Consider the following 18,353-nt stretch of genomic DNA (forward strand, 5'->3'; position numbering starts at 1 on the left):
CGTTTAAATTAGTATTCGAGTAGAAAAGCAAACTAACTACTCTTATCGCATTATCAGTGGTGATAAATCCGAAATTAATTAGTCTCCAGTTGCCTCATTATGTTACAAAAAATTAACATATAAAAAAATCCCAAGCTGTTAGACTTGGGATTTAATTTGATAAAAATATTACCAGATTTTAACTCTTTTTTCTGGCTCGATAAACATACCGTCACCTTTTTTAATATCGAATGCTTGGTAAAAAGCATCTACATTTTGTACAGGAACATACGCTCTATACATTCCAGGAGAATGTGGGTCTGTTTTTACTTGATTTTTTATTGCTTCATCACGCATTTTAGTACGCCAAACTGTTGCCCATGAGATAAAGAAACGTTGTTCAGGAGTGAATCCGTCAATAAGTCCTGGGTTTTTATTTTCTTTTAGATACAATTGCAAACCATCATAAGCGGCATTTACACCACCTAAATCTCCAATGTTCTCCCCTAAAGTAAATTTCCCGTCAACGTGTACGCCAGGTAAAGGTTCTAAAGCACTGTATTGATCAGCAAGAGCAGTTCCTAAGGCTGTAAAACGTGTCAAATCTTCTGCTGTCCACCAGTCTACAAGATTACCATCAGCATTGTAACGCGCTCCCGAATCGTCAAAACCATGCGAAATTTCATGACCAATTACCGCCCCTATTCCGCCATAATTTACTGCCGCATCGGCTTGGTAATTGTAAAAAGGCGGTTGTAATATTGCTGCTGGAAAAACAATTTCGTTATAAGATGGGTTGTAATAGGCATTTACCGTTTGTGGTGACATATGCCATTCCGTCTTATCAACTGGTTTATCTAGCTTATCAATATCTTTTTGAAAATTCCATTTTCTTAGATTTTTAACATTCTCTATATAGCTACCTCCCTCGGCAATGCTCTTAATATTTAATTTAGAATAATCTTTCCATTGATCAGGATATCCAATTTTAATGGTAATTTTATTCAACTTTTCAATCGCTTTGGTTTTAGTTTCTGCAGACATCCAAGGCAAATTAGAGATACGAGTTTGGTACGCACTAATAATATTTTTAATCATTTTTTCTGCTTTTGCTTTTGCTTCAGCAGAAAACATTTTCTCCACATACAACTTTCCTAGAGCTTCTCCAATAGTTGCGTTTACGGTTTGGAGCGCTCTATCTTCACGAGGTCTTTGTTTGATTGCCCCCGTCATTGTTTTTCCGTAGAAATCAAAGTTGGCCTCTTCGATCTCAGTAGTCAAAAGGTAATTAGCATTGTTAATCAAATCCCATTTCATGTATTCTTTCCAAGCCGAAACATTATTCTCAGCAAGAATAGTTTGTAACGCTTTCATGTATTTAGGTTCAGAAACAATTACACTATCTAATTTTGTAAAACCAATTCCGTCAAAATAATTTTTCCAGTTTATAGCTGGTGTTATCTTTTGCAAATCAGCAATAGTCATTGGGTTGTATTGCAATCTACCATCTCTACGCTCTACTCTATCAAGACGTGGACTAGACAATTCTTTTTCTAAAGCTAAAACCTTAGTTGCATTTGCTTTAGCTTCAGCAGGAGTTTCTCCTGTAAACTGTAACATTCTTGCAATATGCAATTCGTATTTCTCTCTTTTTTCTTTAGTGTCTTTTTCTTCAGATGTGTAGTAATCTTTGTCAGGCAAACCTAATCCGCTTACGCCAAGATTTAAAGAGTTTTTAGAACTATCTTTATCATCGGCTCCAACACCAACACCAAAAAATCCTATTCCACCAATAGGTTCCATTTCGATTAACAATTTCTGTAAATCTTGAATGTTTTTTACTTTATCAATTTTAGCTAAATACGGTTTCAAAGGTGTAATCCCTTGTTTGTTTCTCGCTACAGTATCTAAAATAGTGCTGTACAAATTGATCGCTTTTCCTTGATCAGTATTTGACTTGTATTGTGGGTTTTTAGACGCTTCTTTTAAAATTGCTAATGCGTCTGCATCAGTCTTTTTAAGCAATTCGTTAAAACTCCCCCATGAAGTTCTATCACTTGGAATTTCAGTTTTATCAAGCCAAGTTCCGTTAACGTATCTAAAGAAATTATCGGCAGGCTTAACTTTAGTATCAAAGAACGTGGTGTTAATCCCAGGTTCCTTAATCGCTTCTTTAGTTTGCGCTTGCATTTCCGAAAACCCAATAATTGCGGGAATCACAAAAAGCAAAGGCTTATTGAAGTAATTTTTCATCTATTATGTTTGTTTGATTAGTATCACAAAGCTATTGATAAAACTTTTAATAAATGTTAATTGAGGTCAGTAGTTACGAACATATAATTTTAGATTGATATATTTTTTCTGACTCGACCATTCTTACTATCAAATTGTTGAATATTGTGTCTTTGCTTTGAGAACGGTTAATTCGATAACAAAATTCATCAAGATACCTGTTTATATTAAAGTCACTTACCGATGAATATGTTGTTCTAATCCATGATTTTACTTGATGAATCATTGTGTGCAATGCCATAAAATTCATCCCTTTGTTGCTTTCTATTTGTGTGATATTATAATCTCCAAATAAAGGACGATAACCTTTCCATTTATCTGTGGTTATTTTTGCATTTTTATTAATGTGCTTTTCAAATATTGTCTCTAATTCTTTGGCTGAATAATTATCAATTTTCAAGGCATACATTCTTTTAATTTTTCCTTCATCTGTTAGTTCCACTGCTGTTACAACCTTTTTTTTCTTGCTATCATAACTCCTGCCTACTTTACCTTTTTCCTTTCCTCCAATAACGAATTCATCAACATGAACAGTTCCGTCCATTGGATGATTCTCACTAGATTTCATCGCTTCTCTAATTTTGTGCATAAATAAACGTGCTGTTTTTTCTGTAACTCCATAGCGAACTCCCATGTAACTGGCAGATAAACTTTTAGTGGTGGTTGACATCTCAAAACATATAAAAAAGGCTTTGCGTAAACCAAACTTAACCTTATGAAATAAAGTGTTTGCCGCCGCGGTTTCTGTATGGCTGCAGATATTACAAGTTCTGGAAAAATCTTTGCGGATTTGACTCTTTGTATGCTTACATTTTAAACAAATAAATCCTCGTTCCCATTTATAATTTGCTAAATATTCTTTGCAGTGTTCATCTGTTTTAAACCGTTCAGCGAACTCTAAAAGGTTTTGCCCTGTAAATAAATCCATGTTTCCCTTGTTTTATTGATCTCTAAGATATGAAATTATCTACTTACCTCAAAATGTTAAATTTACAAACGAAATTCTCCATGTTAAAAGCAAGTAAAAAAAGGTTTGTTTTTTGTATTTTTGCTTAAATTATTTTTTTATGAAATCTATTTTTAAAAAATACCGAATCTTCTTTGGTGTTTTCATAGTCTTCTCAACCATTACTTTGTATTTGTTTTACAACGCATTAAAGCCTAGTAAAAGTTTACCTATATTCAATCCAGCTGATGTGAACCCTGAATTAGTAGACAGCACCCTGCAGTACATTAGCAAGTACCATACCATTGCTGATTTTTCGTTTACCAATCAAAACGGAAAAACCATTACTCAAAAAGATTATGAGGGTAAAATATATGTAGCCGATTTTTTCTTTACCACCTGTGGTTCTATCTGTCCAAAAATGACCGCAAATTTATTTGAAGTTCAAAAAGCTATTATCAATAACCCCAAGGTAATGTTACTTTCTCACACCGTATTTCCTGAGGTGGATAGCGTTCCTGTTTTAAAAGCGTATGCTGAAAAATACGGTGTAGATGATAAAAAGTGGAATCTAGTTACAGGCGATAAAAAGGAAATTTATACCATGGCTAGAAAATCCTACCTAGCCGTAAAACTAGGGAAACCAAGTGAATTATACGATATGGTGCACACCGAAAACTTTGTTCTTGTAGATGCAAAAAGAAGAGTTCGCGGTTTTTATGACGGAACCAAAAAAGAAGATATTAAAAAGTTAATTGAAGATATTGCTTTTTTATCGAAAGAGTAAAACACTTTACAAAATACAATTATTGATTATAGCAAGATATGGTGAAATTCATTGAAGGAACGAAATGAAGATCCTCGTTAACATTACCTTACTATCTACTAGTTCATGTTTAAAAGTCACTATTTCATGAAGTATTTTTACACGCTATTACTTTCGTTATTTAGTTTGCTTACCTATGCGCAAAACCAGGAACACGTATATGATATTTCGGTTAATGGGAATACAGTTGGTGAACTTACTGTTTCAAAATTAATAGAAGGAGACAAAACAACCTACAAACTCAATAGCAAATCTGTAATTTCCCTATTAGGAAAAACGACTATAACAACTTCACTTGTTGGAGTATTTAAGAACAACGTTTTACAATCTAGCACTTACATTTCACAAAAAAACAACAAACCCTACGACAACAGCACCATTACTGAGAATAATGGCGTATACACTATTACCCGAAAAGGAACAAAATCTACTATCCATAAACCTATCAAATATGTGACTTGTTTGTTGTATTTTGAAAAACCAGTTGTAAACGAACCTTATTTTGACGTGCTCGAAGCCGTTTTTAGTCCTATTACAACTATAGATCAAAACAATTACCTCTTTATCGATTCCAGCAATAACGAGAAAACAACTTATGATTATCTCAATGGTGTGTTGCAACAAGGCAGTACGAAGCATGTACTGTATGATTATACATTTACTTTGAGAAAATAAAGTTGACAGCTAGCAATGTATGTATTAGTCCCTTAAATTTATTTTAAATTACTGATATACTTTGTAGGTATGGATTGTAAATTTGCTCGATCAGGGTTAGTTAAGATCGAAAAAAAGGATAATCCGAAAGTAGATGTTTTTGTAAATTAGTCATTTACAAAATACCATAGTTATTAAGATGTTGTAAAGACTAATCGGACTGGGCGCAAAGTCGGAGACATTTGCGCAGCGGTAGCAATGAATACTTCGTAGAGCGGGGGAAAACACAATATTAATTAAATGAATACAAAGTATAAATTTGGAGAAAAAACAGGAGCCTATTTTGTGAGTTTTGCAACCATAAATATTACTGCTTTTTTCAGTAGCTATAGCTGAAAAGTGCTACACTAACTATCCCAAAAATTAATGACTGCGTACCCACATTTTTGTAACGAATCACTAATCTTGCTACTACTATTGCAGCTAAAACCAAGAGCATTGTTAATCTTCAGCCAATTTCCCTGAAACAGCCATAAAAATGATAAATATCATTCGTTTTTCTTTTATAATCCGTATTTTTGCAATCTTAATTCAATCTAAATAAGACTTGCGTACCACGATAAATTCACTAAAAAAAGGAGAGAAAGCCATTATCAAAGATTTTGATATTGATATTATTCCGTTGAAGCTACTTGAAATGGGTTGTTTGCCCGGCAATACTGTGGAGTTGTTACAAATAGCACCCTTTGGTGATCCATTGTATTTGGATATTAATGGCTCTCATTTAGCCATTCGTGTAGAAACGGCAGCCGAAATAGAAGTTGAATTAATCAAAATCCAACTTTAAAATGATTAATCAAAATATAAATGTTGCTTTAATTGGGAATCCTAATGTAGGTAAAACGTCAGTTTTTAATCAATTGACTGGATTAAACCAACAAGTGGGAAACTATCCTGGAATTACTGTGGAGAAAAAAATTGGGTTTTGTAAATTACCTAATAATGTTAAAGCAAACATCCTAGACTTACCCGGAACCTATAGTTTGAATGCGAGTTCTATTGATGAAAACGTAGTAATAGAATTACTTTTAAATAAAAATGATAAATTATATCCTGATGTTGCTCTTGTAGTTACCGATGTTGAAAATCTAAAACGTAATTTATTACTTTTTACCCAAATAAAAGACCTTGAAATCCCTACTATTTTAGTCATTAATATGGCTGACAGAATGGAACACAAAGGAATTACTCTTGATATTCCGTATTTAGAAGAACATTTAAAGACCAAAATTGCTTTAGTTAGTTCTCGAAAAGGCTTTGGAATAGACGAATTAAAAAAATTAATAATTACTTACAAAACCATTTCAAGCGAACCCTGCTTGAATGCATCTATAATTGATCCAGAATATTTTGATAGCTTGCGCAAAGCATTCCCAGGACAACTTTTGTACAAATTATGGCTTGTGATCACTCAAGATGTTAACTTCTTGAACCTAGAGCGAAAAGAAATTAACAGTTCGTTTACCAAGTCACATTCAGACTTGAAACGCTTACAGCAAAAAGAAACCATCAAAAGGTATCAGTTTATTAACGACACCTTAAAAGTAGGATTAAATGTTGATGCTTCTGTTGCAAAAGATTTTAGATCCAAACTAGATCGAGTGCTAACACATAAAATTTGGGGTTACGCAATTTTCTTTGCGATTTTGTTTGTTATTTTTCAATCTATATTTGAATGGTCTAAAGTTCCAATGGAGTTTATTGACTCTACTTTTGCCTCTTTAAGTGCTTTAGCAAGTGTATCGTTGCCTCCTGGGGTGTTGACCAATTTAATATCTCAAGGAATTATTCCTGGTATTGGTGGAATCTTAATTTTCATTCCTCAAATTGCTTTCTTATTTCTTTTTATATCCATATTAGAAGAAAGTGGGTATATGAGTAGAGTTGTTTTCTTGATGGATAAAATCATGCGTAATTTTGGATTATCAGGAAAAAGCGTGGTACCATTAATCTCAGGAACCGCTTGCGCCATTCCCGCTATTATGGCAACTCGAAATATCGAAAACTGGAAAGAACGCTTAATCACTATTCTGGTAACACCATTTACAACCTGTTCAGCTAGATTACCAGTTTATGCCATTATTATTGCACTTGTAATTCCAGACACGCACGTTTTAGGCATTTTTAACTTGCAAGGTCTAACCTTAATGTTGTTATATTTATTAGGTTTTGGTATGGCTATATTATCAGCTTATGCGTTGAATAAAGTGATGAAAATAAAAGGCAAAACATTTTTTGTGGTGGAAATGCCCAATTACAAACTGCCTATGTTTAAAAACGTAGCCATTAATGTAATCGAAAAAACAAAAGCCTTTGTTTACGGTGCTGGTAAGATTATTCTAGCTATCTCTATTGTGCTATGGTTTCTTGCATCTTACGGACCTGGAAAGAAATTTAATAATGCCGAAGAAATTATCCAATCAAAAGTAGAAAACGTTGCTTTGACTCCAGTAGAATTAGAAAACAAAATCGCTTCTTATAAATTAGAAAACTCCTATATAGGAATCATGGGTAAATCCATTGAGCCTGTTATTTCACCCTTAGGATACGATTGGAAAATAGGAATTGCCATTATTAGTTCTTTTGCTGCTAGAGAAGTATTTGTAGGAACACTAGCCACAATCTACAGTGTAGGTGGTAGTGATAACGACGACACTATAAAAAATAAAATGGCTGCTGAAATCAATCCTGTAACTGGAGAGAAAGTATTTAATTTTGCCTCAGGAATATCCTTATTATTATTTTATGCTTTTGCATTACAATGCGCCAGTACACTGGCTATAACAAAAAAAGAAACCAACTCTTGGAAATGGCCTGTAGGGCAACTAATTTTCATGAGCGGCTTTGCTTATATCGTAGCGCTTATTGCCTACCAAATTTTAAAATAAAAAGAGTATGTTACAAGAAATTATAGCCTTTATAATCCTTGGTTTAGCCCTAGGGTTTTTAACAAAAAAGTATTTTTTTAAAAAGAAGAAATCTGATAAAAGCTGCGGTACTGATGATTGTGGTTGCCACTAATTATACCAATGCTTTTTATAAAAGAGTCTAATTGTTCGTTGGAATGGAGTTTAGAATCGCTGTTGCGTCTCGGCTACGACCGAAGTAATAATATTAGATTGGACTTATAGGGAAGTAGTTTAGCTTAGTCTATTCAATAAATTTATAACAAACAAAAAACGCAAAGCAGCTCAATACTACTTTGCGTTTTTTTTTACGATTAAAATAGAAGCTATTAGTTAAGCATCTTTTTAATGTCTTGTAACTTAATTAATTTTTGACGTTGCGTTTCTATCTCGGCAGTTTTACTTGCCATCACTTTAGCGTTTTCTTTGATTTCATCTTCACTGTCTTTAATTAAGTCTTTTGCTTTCTTAATGTTCTTTTCTAGTTTTTCAGAACCCTTAGCTAATTTCACTTTATCATTTTCTAAACCTTCTAAGACTTTGTTTTCTGATTCTAATACTTCGTCCATATGCAATTCAGTTGCTTTTACAGCAATACTTTTGACAATATTAGTTGCATATTGAAACTTTTCAGGACTATAGGCATTATCAAGAAACAAACCTCCTAAATTGAAGAAAGCAGTATAATTATAACCATTACCATCTTTTACTACAACTTGGTGTATATCTATTGTATTTGGGCTAATTTGTTCTATTGTAGCATTGTCTAAATAAAACTCATCCGACTTTCTAATTTTGGTCTCTTTCCCTTTATAAGGCTTCGTAACTTCTTCAATTGCATCATCAACGTTATCCTCAGAAACATTAGCTATATAAACTGTAATTCCGGGTTGCGATCCAGCACTCATCTCTTGAGTCACCGCTTTTGGCATTATTGATTGAGAATAACCTAAACTAATTGATAATAAAGCGAGTAAAGTAATTTTGTATTTCATAATTTTAATATTGTTATTTAACTTAGTATAAGGTACGAAAAGTAGTCCATAAATCCTAATTTAATTTAACAAACAAATTGCTTGCTATTTTGTTGGAAATAGTCAAGTTGCGACCTTCGACTTTTATTTTTAAAGACAAATCAAAACTCTCTTTACCTATAATTTCTATTTTTGAGCCCAACGCAATCTCTTGCTTGTCTAAGTATTTTAAAAACTCTGAAGAAGTATCTTTGACTCCTACGCACATTCCCTTTTGACCAACAGTCAACTCAGAAAGCAACTGTTTTTCAATTTTAAAAATTTCACCTTGTGCATTTGGTATAGGATCTCCATGCGGATCTTCGGTGGGGTTGCCTAAAAAATCATCCAGCTTATTGATCAATTTCTCTGATTTGATGTGTTCTAATTGCTCGGCTACATCGTGTACCTCATCCCAAGAGAAATCTAATTTCTCCACTAAGAAAACCTCCCATAAACGGTGTTTTCTAACGATCATTTTAGCAGCAAGTTTCCCTTGATCTGTTAAGGAAACGCCTTGGTATTTTATATAATTTACCAGATCCTTTTCGGCTAGCTTTTTAAGCATGTCGGTTACTGATGAGGCTTTGGTCTCCATCATTTCGGCAATCGCATTAGTACTCACATCAGTGTTAGAAATTACGGTGAGATGGTATATAGCTTTTAGATAATTTTCTTCGGAAAGTGTCATGGTGTCTTTGTGTTTTTAGCCCTGATTGCAGCGGCATCCTTGCTCTTTTTTCTTAAAAAGAGCAAGATATAGCGGAAAGCAGGAAATAGCTCCTAATTATTATTCTCTTACAATTAATAGCGGAATGGTAATTTTATGTCTCAATTTATCTACAGTAGTTCCAAAAATCAAATCCTTAAAACCAGTATGACCATGTGTTCCCATTACTAAAATGTCAAATTCCCCTTCATTTATAATTGTTGGAATTACTTTATTAGGTTTACCAAAACCAAGCTGAATACTGACATTAAATCCTTTTTCGAATAACATTTCTTTGTACTCCTCAAGTAATTTCTCGTCAACTAAAGTCTCGTGATCATCAATGTGCTCTCCATACATTAAAGCTCCTACAGTTTCTACAATATGTATTAACGTGTATTTTGCCTGTTTCCCTCCTAGTTCAAATGCACTATTTAAAGCAGCCTCATCAGCAGCAGAGAAATCAACTGTAACGGCTATATTCTTCTTATCATAATCTTTAGATTTAGAAAAACGCAGCTTTAAATTATGCGGGGAGTGATTATGAAAGTCGGCTTTTGACTTAGATATAAAAGGCTTGATCACGATATATAGCAGCAAAATCAAGAAAGCAAAAGCTAGCGGAACTACGGTAAGCCATAGAATAATAGGATTTTCGGCTGTTTCAAGCCATCCTGTGATTTCGTCAAGAACTAATTTCCCGTTCAAGATAACGATGATCGAAGCGACAATCCAAGAAGCAATTTGTGTCCATTTACCAATATGAAATCCGCGCATTTTTGACTTATCACTCACAAAGTGAATCAACGGTATAATGGCAAATCCCAATTGCAAACTCAAGATCACCTGACTAAAAATCAATAATTTTCCGGTTACACCTTCTCCAAAAATAGTGATCACCACTACCGCCGGTACAATCGCAATTAAACGCGTTACAATACGACGCACCCAAGGTTGGATTCTTAAATTCAAATAACCTTCCATGATAATTTGTCCAGCAAGAGTTCCTGTTACTGTCGAACTTTGTCCTGCGGCGATCAAGGCAACTGCAAATAAAATAGGTGCCCATTTTGTCCCTAAAAGTGGTTGTAAAAATTTGTGCGCATCTTGAATTTCAGCTACGTTATGCATCCCGACTTTGTAAAATGTGGCTGCAGCCAAAATTAAAATGGCGGCGTTAACAAAAAAGGCAAGATTCAGGGCAATAGTAGAATCGATGAAATTATATTTCAAGGCTTGTTTGATTCCTTCCTTTGATCGATCAAATTTTCGAGTTTGCACCAATGAAGAGTGCAAGTATAAATTGTGCGGCATTACTGTAGCACCAATGATACCAATGGCAATGTACAAAGCGGTTTCGTTAGGCATTGTTGGAATTAATCCCAGCATCACTTTATCTAACTCAGGTTGAGCAAAGAACATTTCGAACACAAAAGAAACCCCAATTACCAAGACTAAAGCAATGATAAAAGCTTCCATTTTTCGAATTCCTTTATTGATTAAAAATAGCAATAGAAAGGTATCTAAAACCGTAATCATCACTCCTTCGATCAACGGAATATCAAATAGTAAATTAATACCAATCGCCATTCCTAAAACCTCAGCAAGATCACAGGCAGCAATGGCAATTTCTGCCAGAAAATACAAGATATAATTGATAAACGGAGAATACGTCTCGCGTGACGCTTGTGCTAAATCGCGTTGGGTAACGATTCCTAAACGGGCACTTAAACTTTGCAATAGCAAGGCCATGATGTTACTCATTAATAAAACCCAAAGTAAAGAATACCCAAACTGGCTTCCTCCTGCTAGATCTGTTGCCCAGTTTCCTGGGTCCATATATCCTACACTTATTAAATATGCAGGACCAAAAAATGCTAATATTTTACGAAAAACTGATTTCTTATTCTGAGTGGAAACGGACTCGTTTACCTCTTCTAATGACTTACCCATTTGATAACTATTTAAGACAAATGTAATTATGTTTTTTTGCTAAATCAAATATAATTTTTAGATTTGTCTAAATTTAATATTTACCATAACCTAAAAAATATATTTTGAAAACCTTAAAAGTCGCCTTATTACTAATCTTGACAAGCTTTTCCTTTGCTCAATCGGGTCTAAAAGGAACAGTTACCGCAGATGGAATGCCATTGCCACAAGCGAATATTTTGATCAATAAAGCATCAAAATCTATAGTTTCAGATGCCAATGGAAATTATTTTATAAAAGATTTGGCCGAAGGTGATTACGAAATCGCCGTTTCCTATACTGGCTTTCGAACAGAAAAGCGACAAATTACTCTTATAGACAGCATCGAAACCGTTCTTGACATCAAATTAAGAGAAGACAATTCCCTAGACGAAGTGGTCATTACAGGAACAATGAAACCGGTTAGCCGTTTAGAAAGTCCGGTTCCTGTTGAAGTGTACAAGCCTACGTTTTTCAAGAAAAATCCAACATCAAATATCTTTGAAGCCTTGCAAAATGTAAACGGTGTGCGTCCGCAATTGAACTGTAATGTTTGCAACACGGGAGACATTCACATTAACGGGCTTGAAGGACCTTACACTTTAGTGCTCATTGACGGTATGCCTATTGTGAGCGGTTTGTCTACGGTTTATGGCTTATCTGGAATTCCGAATTCGCTTTTAGAACGCATTGAAATCGTCAAAGGCCCAGCCTCTTCGCTTTATGGTAGCGAAGCCGTGGGTGGATTGATTAATATTATCACTAAAAATCCAACAAACGCTCCTGTATTTTCAGCAGATTCTTTTATCACAGATTATGGCGAACTCAACGTAGACCTAGGTTTTAAAGGAAATGTGGGTAAAACAGCTTCTGTTTTAACGGGGGTGAACTATTTTAATTATAGTAATCCCGTTGACAACAACAACGATAATTTTACCGATGTTACTTTGCAAGACCGCATCTCCGTTTTTCAAAAATGGAATTTTAATCGAAAGAGCAACAAGCAGCTCTCACTTGCCGGACGTTTTTTCTATGAAGACCGTTGGGGTGGCGAACTGCAATGGAATAAAGGCTTTCGCGGAGGCGATGAAGTCTACGGAGAAAGTATTTATACCAAACGTTGGGAGTTATTGGGTGCCTACGAATTGCCTACGGTAGAAAAGATGCTTTTTTCGTTCTCTTATACAGACCACGATCAAAACTCGGTTTATGGAAACACGCCCTATTTAGCAAAACAGCGCATTGGTTTTGGACAATTGACTTGGGATAAAAAAATAAACAAACACGATTTGCTTTTTGGAACCGCGCTACGTTACCAGTATTATAATGACAACACCACCGCAACAGTAACAGAAGATGTAAACTGGATTCCGAGTTTGTTTGTTCAAGACGAAATCGCATTCAACGACAAACACAAAATTCTTTTAGGCGCTAGATATGATTACAACGACAATCATGGAAGTATATTTACTCCTAGATTTGCTTATAAATGGAAAATCAATGATAATAACATTCTGCGTTTCAATACTGGGACAGGTTTTAGAATCGTCAACCTTTTTACCGAAGAGCATGCCGCACTAACAGGATCAAGAGACGTTATTGTTCTCGAAGATTTAAAACCAGAACGTTCTATTAATGCCAACATAAATTACCTGAAAAAGTTTTATACCAACAATGGTAACTTCATTGGGTTAGAAACAACGGCTTGGTACACGCGATTTAGCAATTCGATTATACCCGATTACGATACCAATCCCAACCAAATCATCTATAAAAATCTTGATGGCCATGCCGTAACAAAAGGAGTCAGCGCCAATCTTGATTTTGTGTTCAACAATGGCTTGAAAATGATTCTTGGGGCAACGTATATGGATGTATCCAAAACTGAAAATGGTATTACCACACAACAGATATTGACTGAGAAATTCTCGGCTACTTGGGCGATCTCGTACCGAATCAATAAATTATTTCTTGATGTTGACTACACAGGAAATGTCTATGGACCGATGCGTTTGCCATTATTGGGAGACTTAGACCCAAGACAAGAATACTCGCCTACATGGAGCATTCAAAACATTCAATTTACATTTAATAAATTAAAGAATGTGGAAATCTATGCGGGTGTAAAAAACTTGCTGAATTGGACCCCAAACAAAGGAAACCCTTTCATTATTGCCAGAGCAAATGATCCATTTGATAAAAATGTACAGTTTGATAGCAGCGGCAATGTGCAAGCAACTCCAGATAACCCTTATGCCCTGACATTTGATCCTTCATATGTGTATGGACCCAATCAAGGTGTGCGCTCTTTCTTTGGAGTACGCTATACTTTGAAGTAATTACAAAACTCGCATGAAAAACACACTACTCTTACTACTCGTTTTATTTTGCGCAATGCCATCTGGTTTTGCGCAATTAAAAACGTACACCTTTCAAGAAGCCGAACAATTATCAAAAGCCAACCCTAAACCCATCGTAGTTTTCATTCATACTTCGTGGTGCAACTACTGCAAAATGATGGAAAACAGTACCTTTAAAAACAAAGAAGTGGTTGCAGAGTTGAACGACAATTTCTATTTCGTGTCCTTTGATGCCGAAACCAAAGAGCAAATAATTTTTAATAATCACACCTTTAATTTCAAACCAACGGGCACCAATACTGGCATTCATGAGTTGGCAACAGCATTAGCAACTATAAACGGTCAAGTGGTCTATCCTACGGTAACCATTTTAGGAACTGATACTTCGATTATTTTTCAGCAGGATTCGGTTATTCGAGCAAAGGCCATGCTTTCGATACTTCAAAAGGCAAACGGTCTTTAGACAAAGTGAAGCTGACTTTTATTTAGATTAAAATCTGAAATACTAGCTGCAAAAATCTGCCAAATCTGCGTGCACTATTTTTTCACGCAGATTTTCACAGATTTCACAGATTTTCAAAAGAGCTAGCAAGAATTAAAAAATAACCACCGATTAATTCAAACGAAATTGCATTTTAAATAAATCATAAAATCTGGTGTAAAATCAAAAACCAATACCATACGTTTTACAAACTCAATACATTAAATAAATACTGTAAAAAATGGCTTATAATAATTTTGGCTACAGCCTAAAAAATAATATCACTATTTTTGGAATAAATTTCGAATACACTTTATGAAAAACTACGATTACATTTTTACAGGCTCGGGTTTAGCAGCATTGATGACGGTGTATAAAATGATCCAATCGGGTGATTTTAAGGACAAATCTATTTTGCTAATTGACCAAGACACTAAAAAAACCAATGATCGTACCTGGTGTTTTTGGCAACAAGGAACGTCGACTTGGGATCAATCCGTGTCTAAAAAGTGGGACTCGGCTTTGTTTGCTAATGCGCATTTTAAGAGAGATTTAGACCTACAACCTTACCATTACAATCAAGTAAAAGGAATCGATTTTTACAATCAAGTGTTTGATTTGATTTCGAAACAAAAAAATATTCACTTTCTAAACGAAACGGTGACTGATATTAACGAACTCGAAACGCACGTATTTGTTGCCACCGCTACTGAAAATTTTACCGCAAGCGCCGTTTTTAATAGTATCTATAGAAAAGCCGAAGTGGAAACGCAAACCCAATATCCGGTGTTGCAACAGCATTTTATCGGTTGGTTTATAAAAAGTAAAGAAGCTGCTTTCAATCCAGAACAAGCTACTTTTATGGATTTCTCGGTAGCTCAAAAAGGCAACACCCGTTTTATGTATGTGTTACCAACAGCAACTACCGAAGCTTTATTGGAGTACACTTTGTTTTCGCATGATTTATTGGCGAAAAGCGAATACGAAAGCGAAATTAAAAACTACATTTCGAAACTCGGTATCACTGACTACGATATAATCGAAAAAGAACAAGGCAGCATCCCAATGACCTGCTACCCTTTCTGGAAAAAAAACAGCCAACGCGTTTTGAATATAGGAACTGCCGGAGGATGGACCAAAGCAAGCACAGGCTACACCTTTAAAAATTCGGATAAAAAATCGACCCAATTAATCGCTTTTTTGAAACAAGAAACTGATTTTAGAAAGTATCATAAACGTAGCAAATTTTGGTTCTATGATTTACTCTTGCTCGACATCTTGGATCGAAAAAATGAAAAAGGAGCAGGAATATTTTCTTCGATGTTCAAAAAAGGAAGTCCAGCGCTGATTTTCAAATTTTTAGACGAAGAAACATCATTATACGAAGATATTAAAGTGATCTTAAAATGTCCTAAAATGCCTTTTATCTGGTCATTAGTTAGATCTGTGCGCTATCTTTTCTAATAAAACTAGGCGGCTATCAAACAATAACAAAACTTTATAGTTGATGTTATAGAGTTCATTGTAAACTTCGTAACTTTGCAAATTCAAAACTAATATTTAAAATATAACGATATGTATCCACAAGACATGGTACTCCCAATGCAAGCTGAATTAACAACTGCAGGGTTTCAAGATTTACATACTGCTGAAGAAGTAGCAAACGCAATAAAAGCAGAAGGAACAACACTAGTAGTTGTGAACTCAGTATGCGGTTGTGCAGCAAGAAACGCACGTCCAGGAGCAAAAATGAGCTTAGACGGTGCTAAAAAACCAGACCACTTAATCACTGTTTTTGCAGGAGTTGATAAAGATGCAGTAGATGCAGCAAGAGAGCAAATGTTCCCTTTCCCTCCATCTTCACCATCAATGGCGTTGTTCAAAAACGGAGAATTGGTTCACATGTTAGAGCGTCACCACATTGAAGGTCGTCCAGCTGAAATGATCGCTGAAAACCTACAAGATGCTTACAACGAGTATTGCTAAGACTTTTGTTTGAAAATAAAGTACTCTAACTTTTACGTAAAGAGCACAAAATTTATTTACCGCAAATTCCCAGATTATTTCTGTGAGTTTGCGGTTTTTTTTTGGAGCTATTTCCAGCTAGTCGCTAAAAGCGCTCTTAAAAAGGATCTTCACTGCTATCTGGGCTAAGGATACTGTTTATAAGAAAATTAAGTATATTTGATTTTATTAACATTTAATATAATAATATGTTTTAACTTTAAACTCTATAGAAAGTTAAACAACTACAAAATTATTTTTTTGATTTTCGGCTTCAATCCAGAAAGATGATAATAATTAAATCATATGCTTTATTTATTAAAGATGGGCTAAATAAACTCTTATTAAAAGATTCATGAAAGAATTTAAAACTTTTGTTGAAAAATCAAGCGACTATTTTAAAGTTGAAAAATCTGAAATGCTAAAGATTTTAACTCCTATATTAGAAACAATTAATACCGAAACTAAAGTTGGAAAGCAGAAGCAAAAAGAATTAATAGATTTGGTAAAGTTTATTGTTATCTCACAATCTAAAATGAAAGTTTTAGATTTTTTAGAGGAGCCCGATTTTTTAATTGAGTGGGACAATATAAAATATGGCTTAGAACACACAGAGGTAATAAATGAATTGGAAAAACGGAAGTATCAAAAAAATGAGTGGTTTATTTCTATTATACAGAAAAAATTTACAGAAAAATACGGCAATAACAAATGCCATGTTAACATTAGTTTAAAACACGAGATTGAAGAAATTAATGAAAAAAAGAAAAAAGAATTATTAAATAAACTTTCACAATTCTATTCCGATTATAATGATGATTTTGATTTTCTTTTTCAACTTGCGCATCCTGGAAAGATGACTCGAAAGGAAATGGAACAAGATGCAGAAAAATTAAGTGACCTTATTTATTTAGCTTTTATAAATAAGGAAAGAATCCAGCAAAATAGATTAATTAATTTCTGTTCGTTTCATAAAAGTAATGAAAATTTATTTCACTTAACAAGTGGCTATGTTGTGGGAACAATTTCGGATTTAATAATTGAAACAATTCAGAAGAAAGAAAAAAAATTAAAGACTTATATTGAAAATACAAACGAACAACAATGCCTTCTTTTGGTAGTACAAGGTTCTTACGGGCATTCTGATTACTCACATTTCGACGGAAAAATTTTAAATCAATATGAAACAAGTTTTGATAAAGTTATACTATTGAATTTTTTTAAAAGCAAATCTTATATATTAAAATAATTTAAGACAAACTCTAACTTTGATTTTGTTCAATTGCCAATCCGATAGCATAATACATGTACAAACGTTAGCGCAGGTATTTACCTGTGCCTACAAAGAAAAATGCTTAACAGAAAGATATCCGATAGCGTTATATAAATACAAACGTTAGCGCAGGTATTTAGCTGTGCCCACCAAGGAAAACGCTTAACAGAAAGAAACCACTATTTCATTATAAAATATCCAATTAAATATGTCAACAAAATATAAAGCCACAACTACTGATGAAGCTTACTTTGTAACCATAACAACGATTGGTTGGATTGACGTCTTTACACGGAGGTCTCAAAAAATTAATATTATTAAATCCTTGCAGTACTGTCAAGTAAATAAAGGTTTAGAAATATATGGATACTGCATTATGTCTAACCATGTTCATATATTATGTAAAGCAACTAATGGATTTATCTTATCAGACGTGATGCGAGATTTTAAAAGATTTACTTCTAAAAAAATTATAGAAATCATTCAAGAGGAGCCTGAAAGCAGAAGAGAATGGATGCTGGATTATTTTAAAAAAGCTAGTGAGCACTTAAAGAAAGACCAAAAATACAAAGTATGGCAAAATGGTTATCACGCAGAACATATTTACAGCAACAAATTTATTCTACAAAAACTAAATTACATTCACAATAACCCTCTAGTTGATAAAATAGTTACTGTACCAGAAGACTATTATTTTAGTTCTGCAAGAAACTATGCTAGTTTAGAAAATGATCTAGATATTGTTTTATTAGATATATTTCAATGACAATGTGTGGTGACGACTGAATAATTAATGCTTTTTTAAACGAAAGCTAATTTTTGCCGTAATGTAAGGCTATATTTTGCAGGCACAGGTAAATACCTGCGCTAACGTTTTGA

16 protein-coding genes are annotated in these 18,353 nt (G+C 34.1%); 11 read left to right on the forward strand and 5 right to left on the reverse strand.

What is annotated here, in order from left to right; translation table 11 throughout:
* Window positions 1-168: 168 nt before the first annotated feature.
* Entirely contained in the window at window positions 169-2,232 is a 2,064-nt protein-coding gene (locus ACVEGE_RS06475) for a M13 family metallopeptidase (RefSeq protein ID WP_192501839.1), read from the reverse strand.
* A gap of 73 nt (window positions 2,233-2,305) precedes the next feature.
* Entirely contained in the window at window positions 2,306-3,199 is an 894-nt protein-coding gene (locus ACVEGE_RS06480; RefSeq protein ID WP_192501064.1) for an IS1595 family transposase, read from the reverse strand.
* Window positions 3,200-3,338: 139 nt separating this feature from the next.
* Here ACVEGE_RS06480 and ACVEGE_RS06485 point away from each other — a divergent pair, with 139 nt between their 5' ends.
* The 5 genes from ACVEGE_RS06485 to ACVEGE_RS06505 all read left to right on the forward strand — a co-directional run bounded on the left by ACVEGE_RS06485 (window position 3,339) and on the right by ACVEGE_RS06505 (window position 7,778).
* Window positions 3,339-4,004 (forward strand): SCO family protein, encoded by a 666-nt coding sequence (locus ACVEGE_RS06485; RefSeq protein WP_192500785.1) that lies wholly within the window; start codon window positions 3,339-3,341, stop codon window positions 4,002-4,004.
* Window positions 4,005-4,130: 126 nt separating this feature from the next.
* A complete protein-coding gene (locus ACVEGE_RS06490) occupies window positions 4,131-4,718 on the forward strand; it encodes a DUF6134 family protein (protein WP_192500786.1) in 588 nt (195 codons plus the stop codon).
* A 586-nt stretch (window positions 4,719-5,304) separates the two neighbouring features.
* Window positions 5,305-5,544: a FeoA family protein gene (locus tag ACVEGE_RS06495; protein ID WP_173855462.1), complete on the forward strand. Its 240-nt coding sequence runs from the start codon at window positions 5,305-5,307 to the stop codon at window positions 5,542-5,544.
* 1 nt (window position 5,545) lies between these two features.
* Complete coding sequence (gene feoB, locus ACVEGE_RS06500) at window positions 5,546-7,645, forward strand: ferrous iron transport protein B (RefSeq protein WP_192500787.1); 2,100 nt, start codon at window positions 5,546-5,548, stop codon at window positions 7,643-7,645.
* 7 nt (window positions 7,646-7,652) lie between these two features.
* Window positions 7,653-7,778, forward strand: coding sequence for a FeoB-associated Cys-rich membrane protein (locus ACVEGE_RS06505; protein WP_173855461.1), 126 nt, complete (start codon window positions 7,653-7,655; stop codon window positions 7,776-7,778).
* Between the two features lie 214 nt (window positions 7,779-7,992).
* On the opposite strand, the gene ACVEGE_RS06510 is transcribed toward ACVEGE_RS06505, so the two are convergent.
* The 3 genes from ACVEGE_RS06510 to ACVEGE_RS06520 form a co-directional block, all read right to left on the reverse strand.
* Window positions 7,993-8,658, reverse strand: coding sequence for a hypothetical protein (locus ACVEGE_RS06510; protein ID WP_192500788.1), 666 nt, complete (start codon window positions 8,656-8,658; stop codon window positions 7,993-7,995).
* Window positions 8,659-8,713: 55 nt separating this feature from the next.
* Window positions 8,714-9,367 carry a metal-dependent transcriptional regulator gene (locus tag ACVEGE_RS06515; RefSeq protein ID WP_173851720.1) on the reverse strand — a complete coding sequence of 218 codons (654 nt, stop codon included), beginning with the start codon at window positions 9,365-9,367 and terminating at the stop codon, window positions 8,714-8,716.
* Window positions 9,368-9,466: 99 nt separating this feature from the next.
* Complete coding sequence (locus ACVEGE_RS06520; protein WP_192500789.1) at window positions 9,467-11,338, reverse strand: Nramp family divalent metal transporter; 1,872 nt, start codon at window positions 11,336-11,338, stop codon at window positions 9,467-9,469.
* Window positions 11,339-11,442: 104 nt separating this feature from the next.
* On the opposite strand from ACVEGE_RS06520, the gene ACVEGE_RS06525 reads away from it, so the two are divergent.
* The 6 genes from ACVEGE_RS06525 (at window position 11,443) to ACVEGE_RS06550 (ending at window position 18,240) form a co-directional block, all read left to right on the forward strand.
* The gene (locus tag ACVEGE_RS06525) at window positions 11,443-13,695 is read left to right on the forward strand and encodes a TonB-dependent receptor (RefSeq protein ID WP_192500790.1); all 2,253 of its coding nucleotides are present in this window, start codon (window positions 11,443-11,445) and stop codon (window positions 13,693-13,695) included.
* A 13-nt stretch (window positions 13,696-13,708) separates the two neighbouring features.
* Window positions 13,709-14,179, forward strand: a complete 471-nt coding sequence (locus ACVEGE_RS06530; protein ID WP_192500791.1) for a thioredoxin family protein — start codon at window positions 13,709-13,711, stop codon at window positions 14,177-14,179.
* 333 nt (window positions 14,180-14,512) lie between these two features.
* On the forward strand, window positions 14,513-15,661 hold the full coding sequence (locus ACVEGE_RS06535) for a lycopene cyclase family protein (protein ID WP_192500792.1): 1,149 nt from the start codon (window positions 14,513-14,515) through the stop codon (window positions 15,659-15,661).
* 111 nt (window positions 15,662-15,772) lie between these two features.
* Window positions 15,773-16,183 carry a BrxA/BrxB family bacilliredoxin gene (locus ACVEGE_RS06540; protein WP_173851708.1) on the forward strand — a complete coding sequence of 137 codons (411 nt, stop codon included), beginning with the start codon at window positions 15,773-15,775 and terminating at the stop codon, window positions 16,181-16,183.
* A 373-nt stretch (window positions 16,184-16,556) separates the two neighbouring features.
* The gene (locus ACVEGE_RS06545; RefSeq protein WP_192500793.1) at window positions 16,557-17,450 is read left to right on the forward strand and encodes a hypothetical protein; all 894 of its coding nucleotides are present in this window, start codon (window positions 16,557-16,559) and stop codon (window positions 17,448-17,450) included.
* A 232-nt stretch (window positions 17,451-17,682) separates the two neighbouring features.
* Entirely contained in the window at window positions 17,683-18,240 is a 558-nt protein-coding gene (locus ACVEGE_RS06550; protein ID WP_173855456.1) for an REP-associated tyrosine transposase, read from the forward strand.
* Window positions 18,241-18,353: the final 113 nt, after the last annotated feature.

The sequence above is a fragment of the Flavobacterium sp. PL002 genome (assembly GCF_054165825.1).

Excerpts from the sequence above, each read along its gene's own strand:
- ACVEGE_RS06475 (WP_192501839.1), bottom strand. The coding sequence starts at position 2,232 with ATGAAAAATTACTTCAATAAGCCTTTGCTTTTTGTGATTCCCGCAATT.
- ACVEGE_RS06480 (WP_192501064.1), bottom strand. The coding sequence starts at position 3,199 with ATGGATTTATTTACAGGGCAAAACCTTTTAGAGTTCGCTGAACGGTTT.
- ACVEGE_RS06485 (WP_192500785.1), top strand. The coding sequence starts at position 3,339 with ATGAAATCTATTTTTAAAAAATACCGAATCTTCTTTGGTGTTTTCATA.
- ACVEGE_RS06490 (WP_192500786.1), top strand. The coding sequence starts at position 4,131 with ATGAAGTATTTTTACACGCTATTACTTTCGTTATTTAGTTTGCTTACC.
- feoB (WP_192500787.1), top strand. The coding sequence starts at position 5,546 with ATGATTAATCAAAATATAAATGTTGCTTTAATTGGGAATCCTAATGTA.
- ACVEGE_RS06505 (WP_173855461.1), top strand. The coding sequence starts at position 7,653 with ATGTTACAAGAAATTATAGCCTTTATAATCCTTGGTTTAGCCCTAGGG.
- ACVEGE_RS06510 (WP_192500788.1), bottom strand. The coding sequence starts at position 8,658 with ATGAAATACAAAATTACTTTACTCGCTTTATTATCAATTAGTTTAGGT.
- ACVEGE_RS06515 (WP_173851720.1), bottom strand. The coding sequence starts at position 9,367 with ATGACACTTTCCGAAGAAAATTATCTAAAAGCTATATACCATCTCACC.
- ACVEGE_RS06520 (WP_192500789.1), bottom strand. The coding sequence starts at position 11,338 with ATGGGTAAGTCATTAGAAGAGGTAAACGAGTCCGTTTCCACTCAGAAT.
- ACVEGE_RS06530 (WP_192500791.1), top strand. The coding sequence starts at position 13,709 with ATGAAAAACACACTACTCTTACTACTCGTTTTATTTTGCGCAATGCCA.
- ACVEGE_RS06535 (WP_192500792.1), top strand. The coding sequence starts at position 14,513 with ATGAAAAACTACGATTACATTTTTACAGGCTCGGGTTTAGCAGCATTG.
- ACVEGE_RS06540 (WP_173851708.1), top strand. The coding sequence starts at position 15,773 with ATGTATCCACAAGACATGGTACTCCCAATGCAAGCTGAATTAACAACT.
- ACVEGE_RS06545 (WP_192500793.1), top strand. The coding sequence starts at position 16,557 with ATGAAAGAATTTAAAACTTTTGTTGAAAAATCAAGCGACTATTTTAAA.
- ACVEGE_RS06550 (WP_173855456.1), top strand. The coding sequence starts at position 17,683 with ATGTCAACAAAATATAAAGCCACAACTACTGATGAAGCTTACTTTGTA.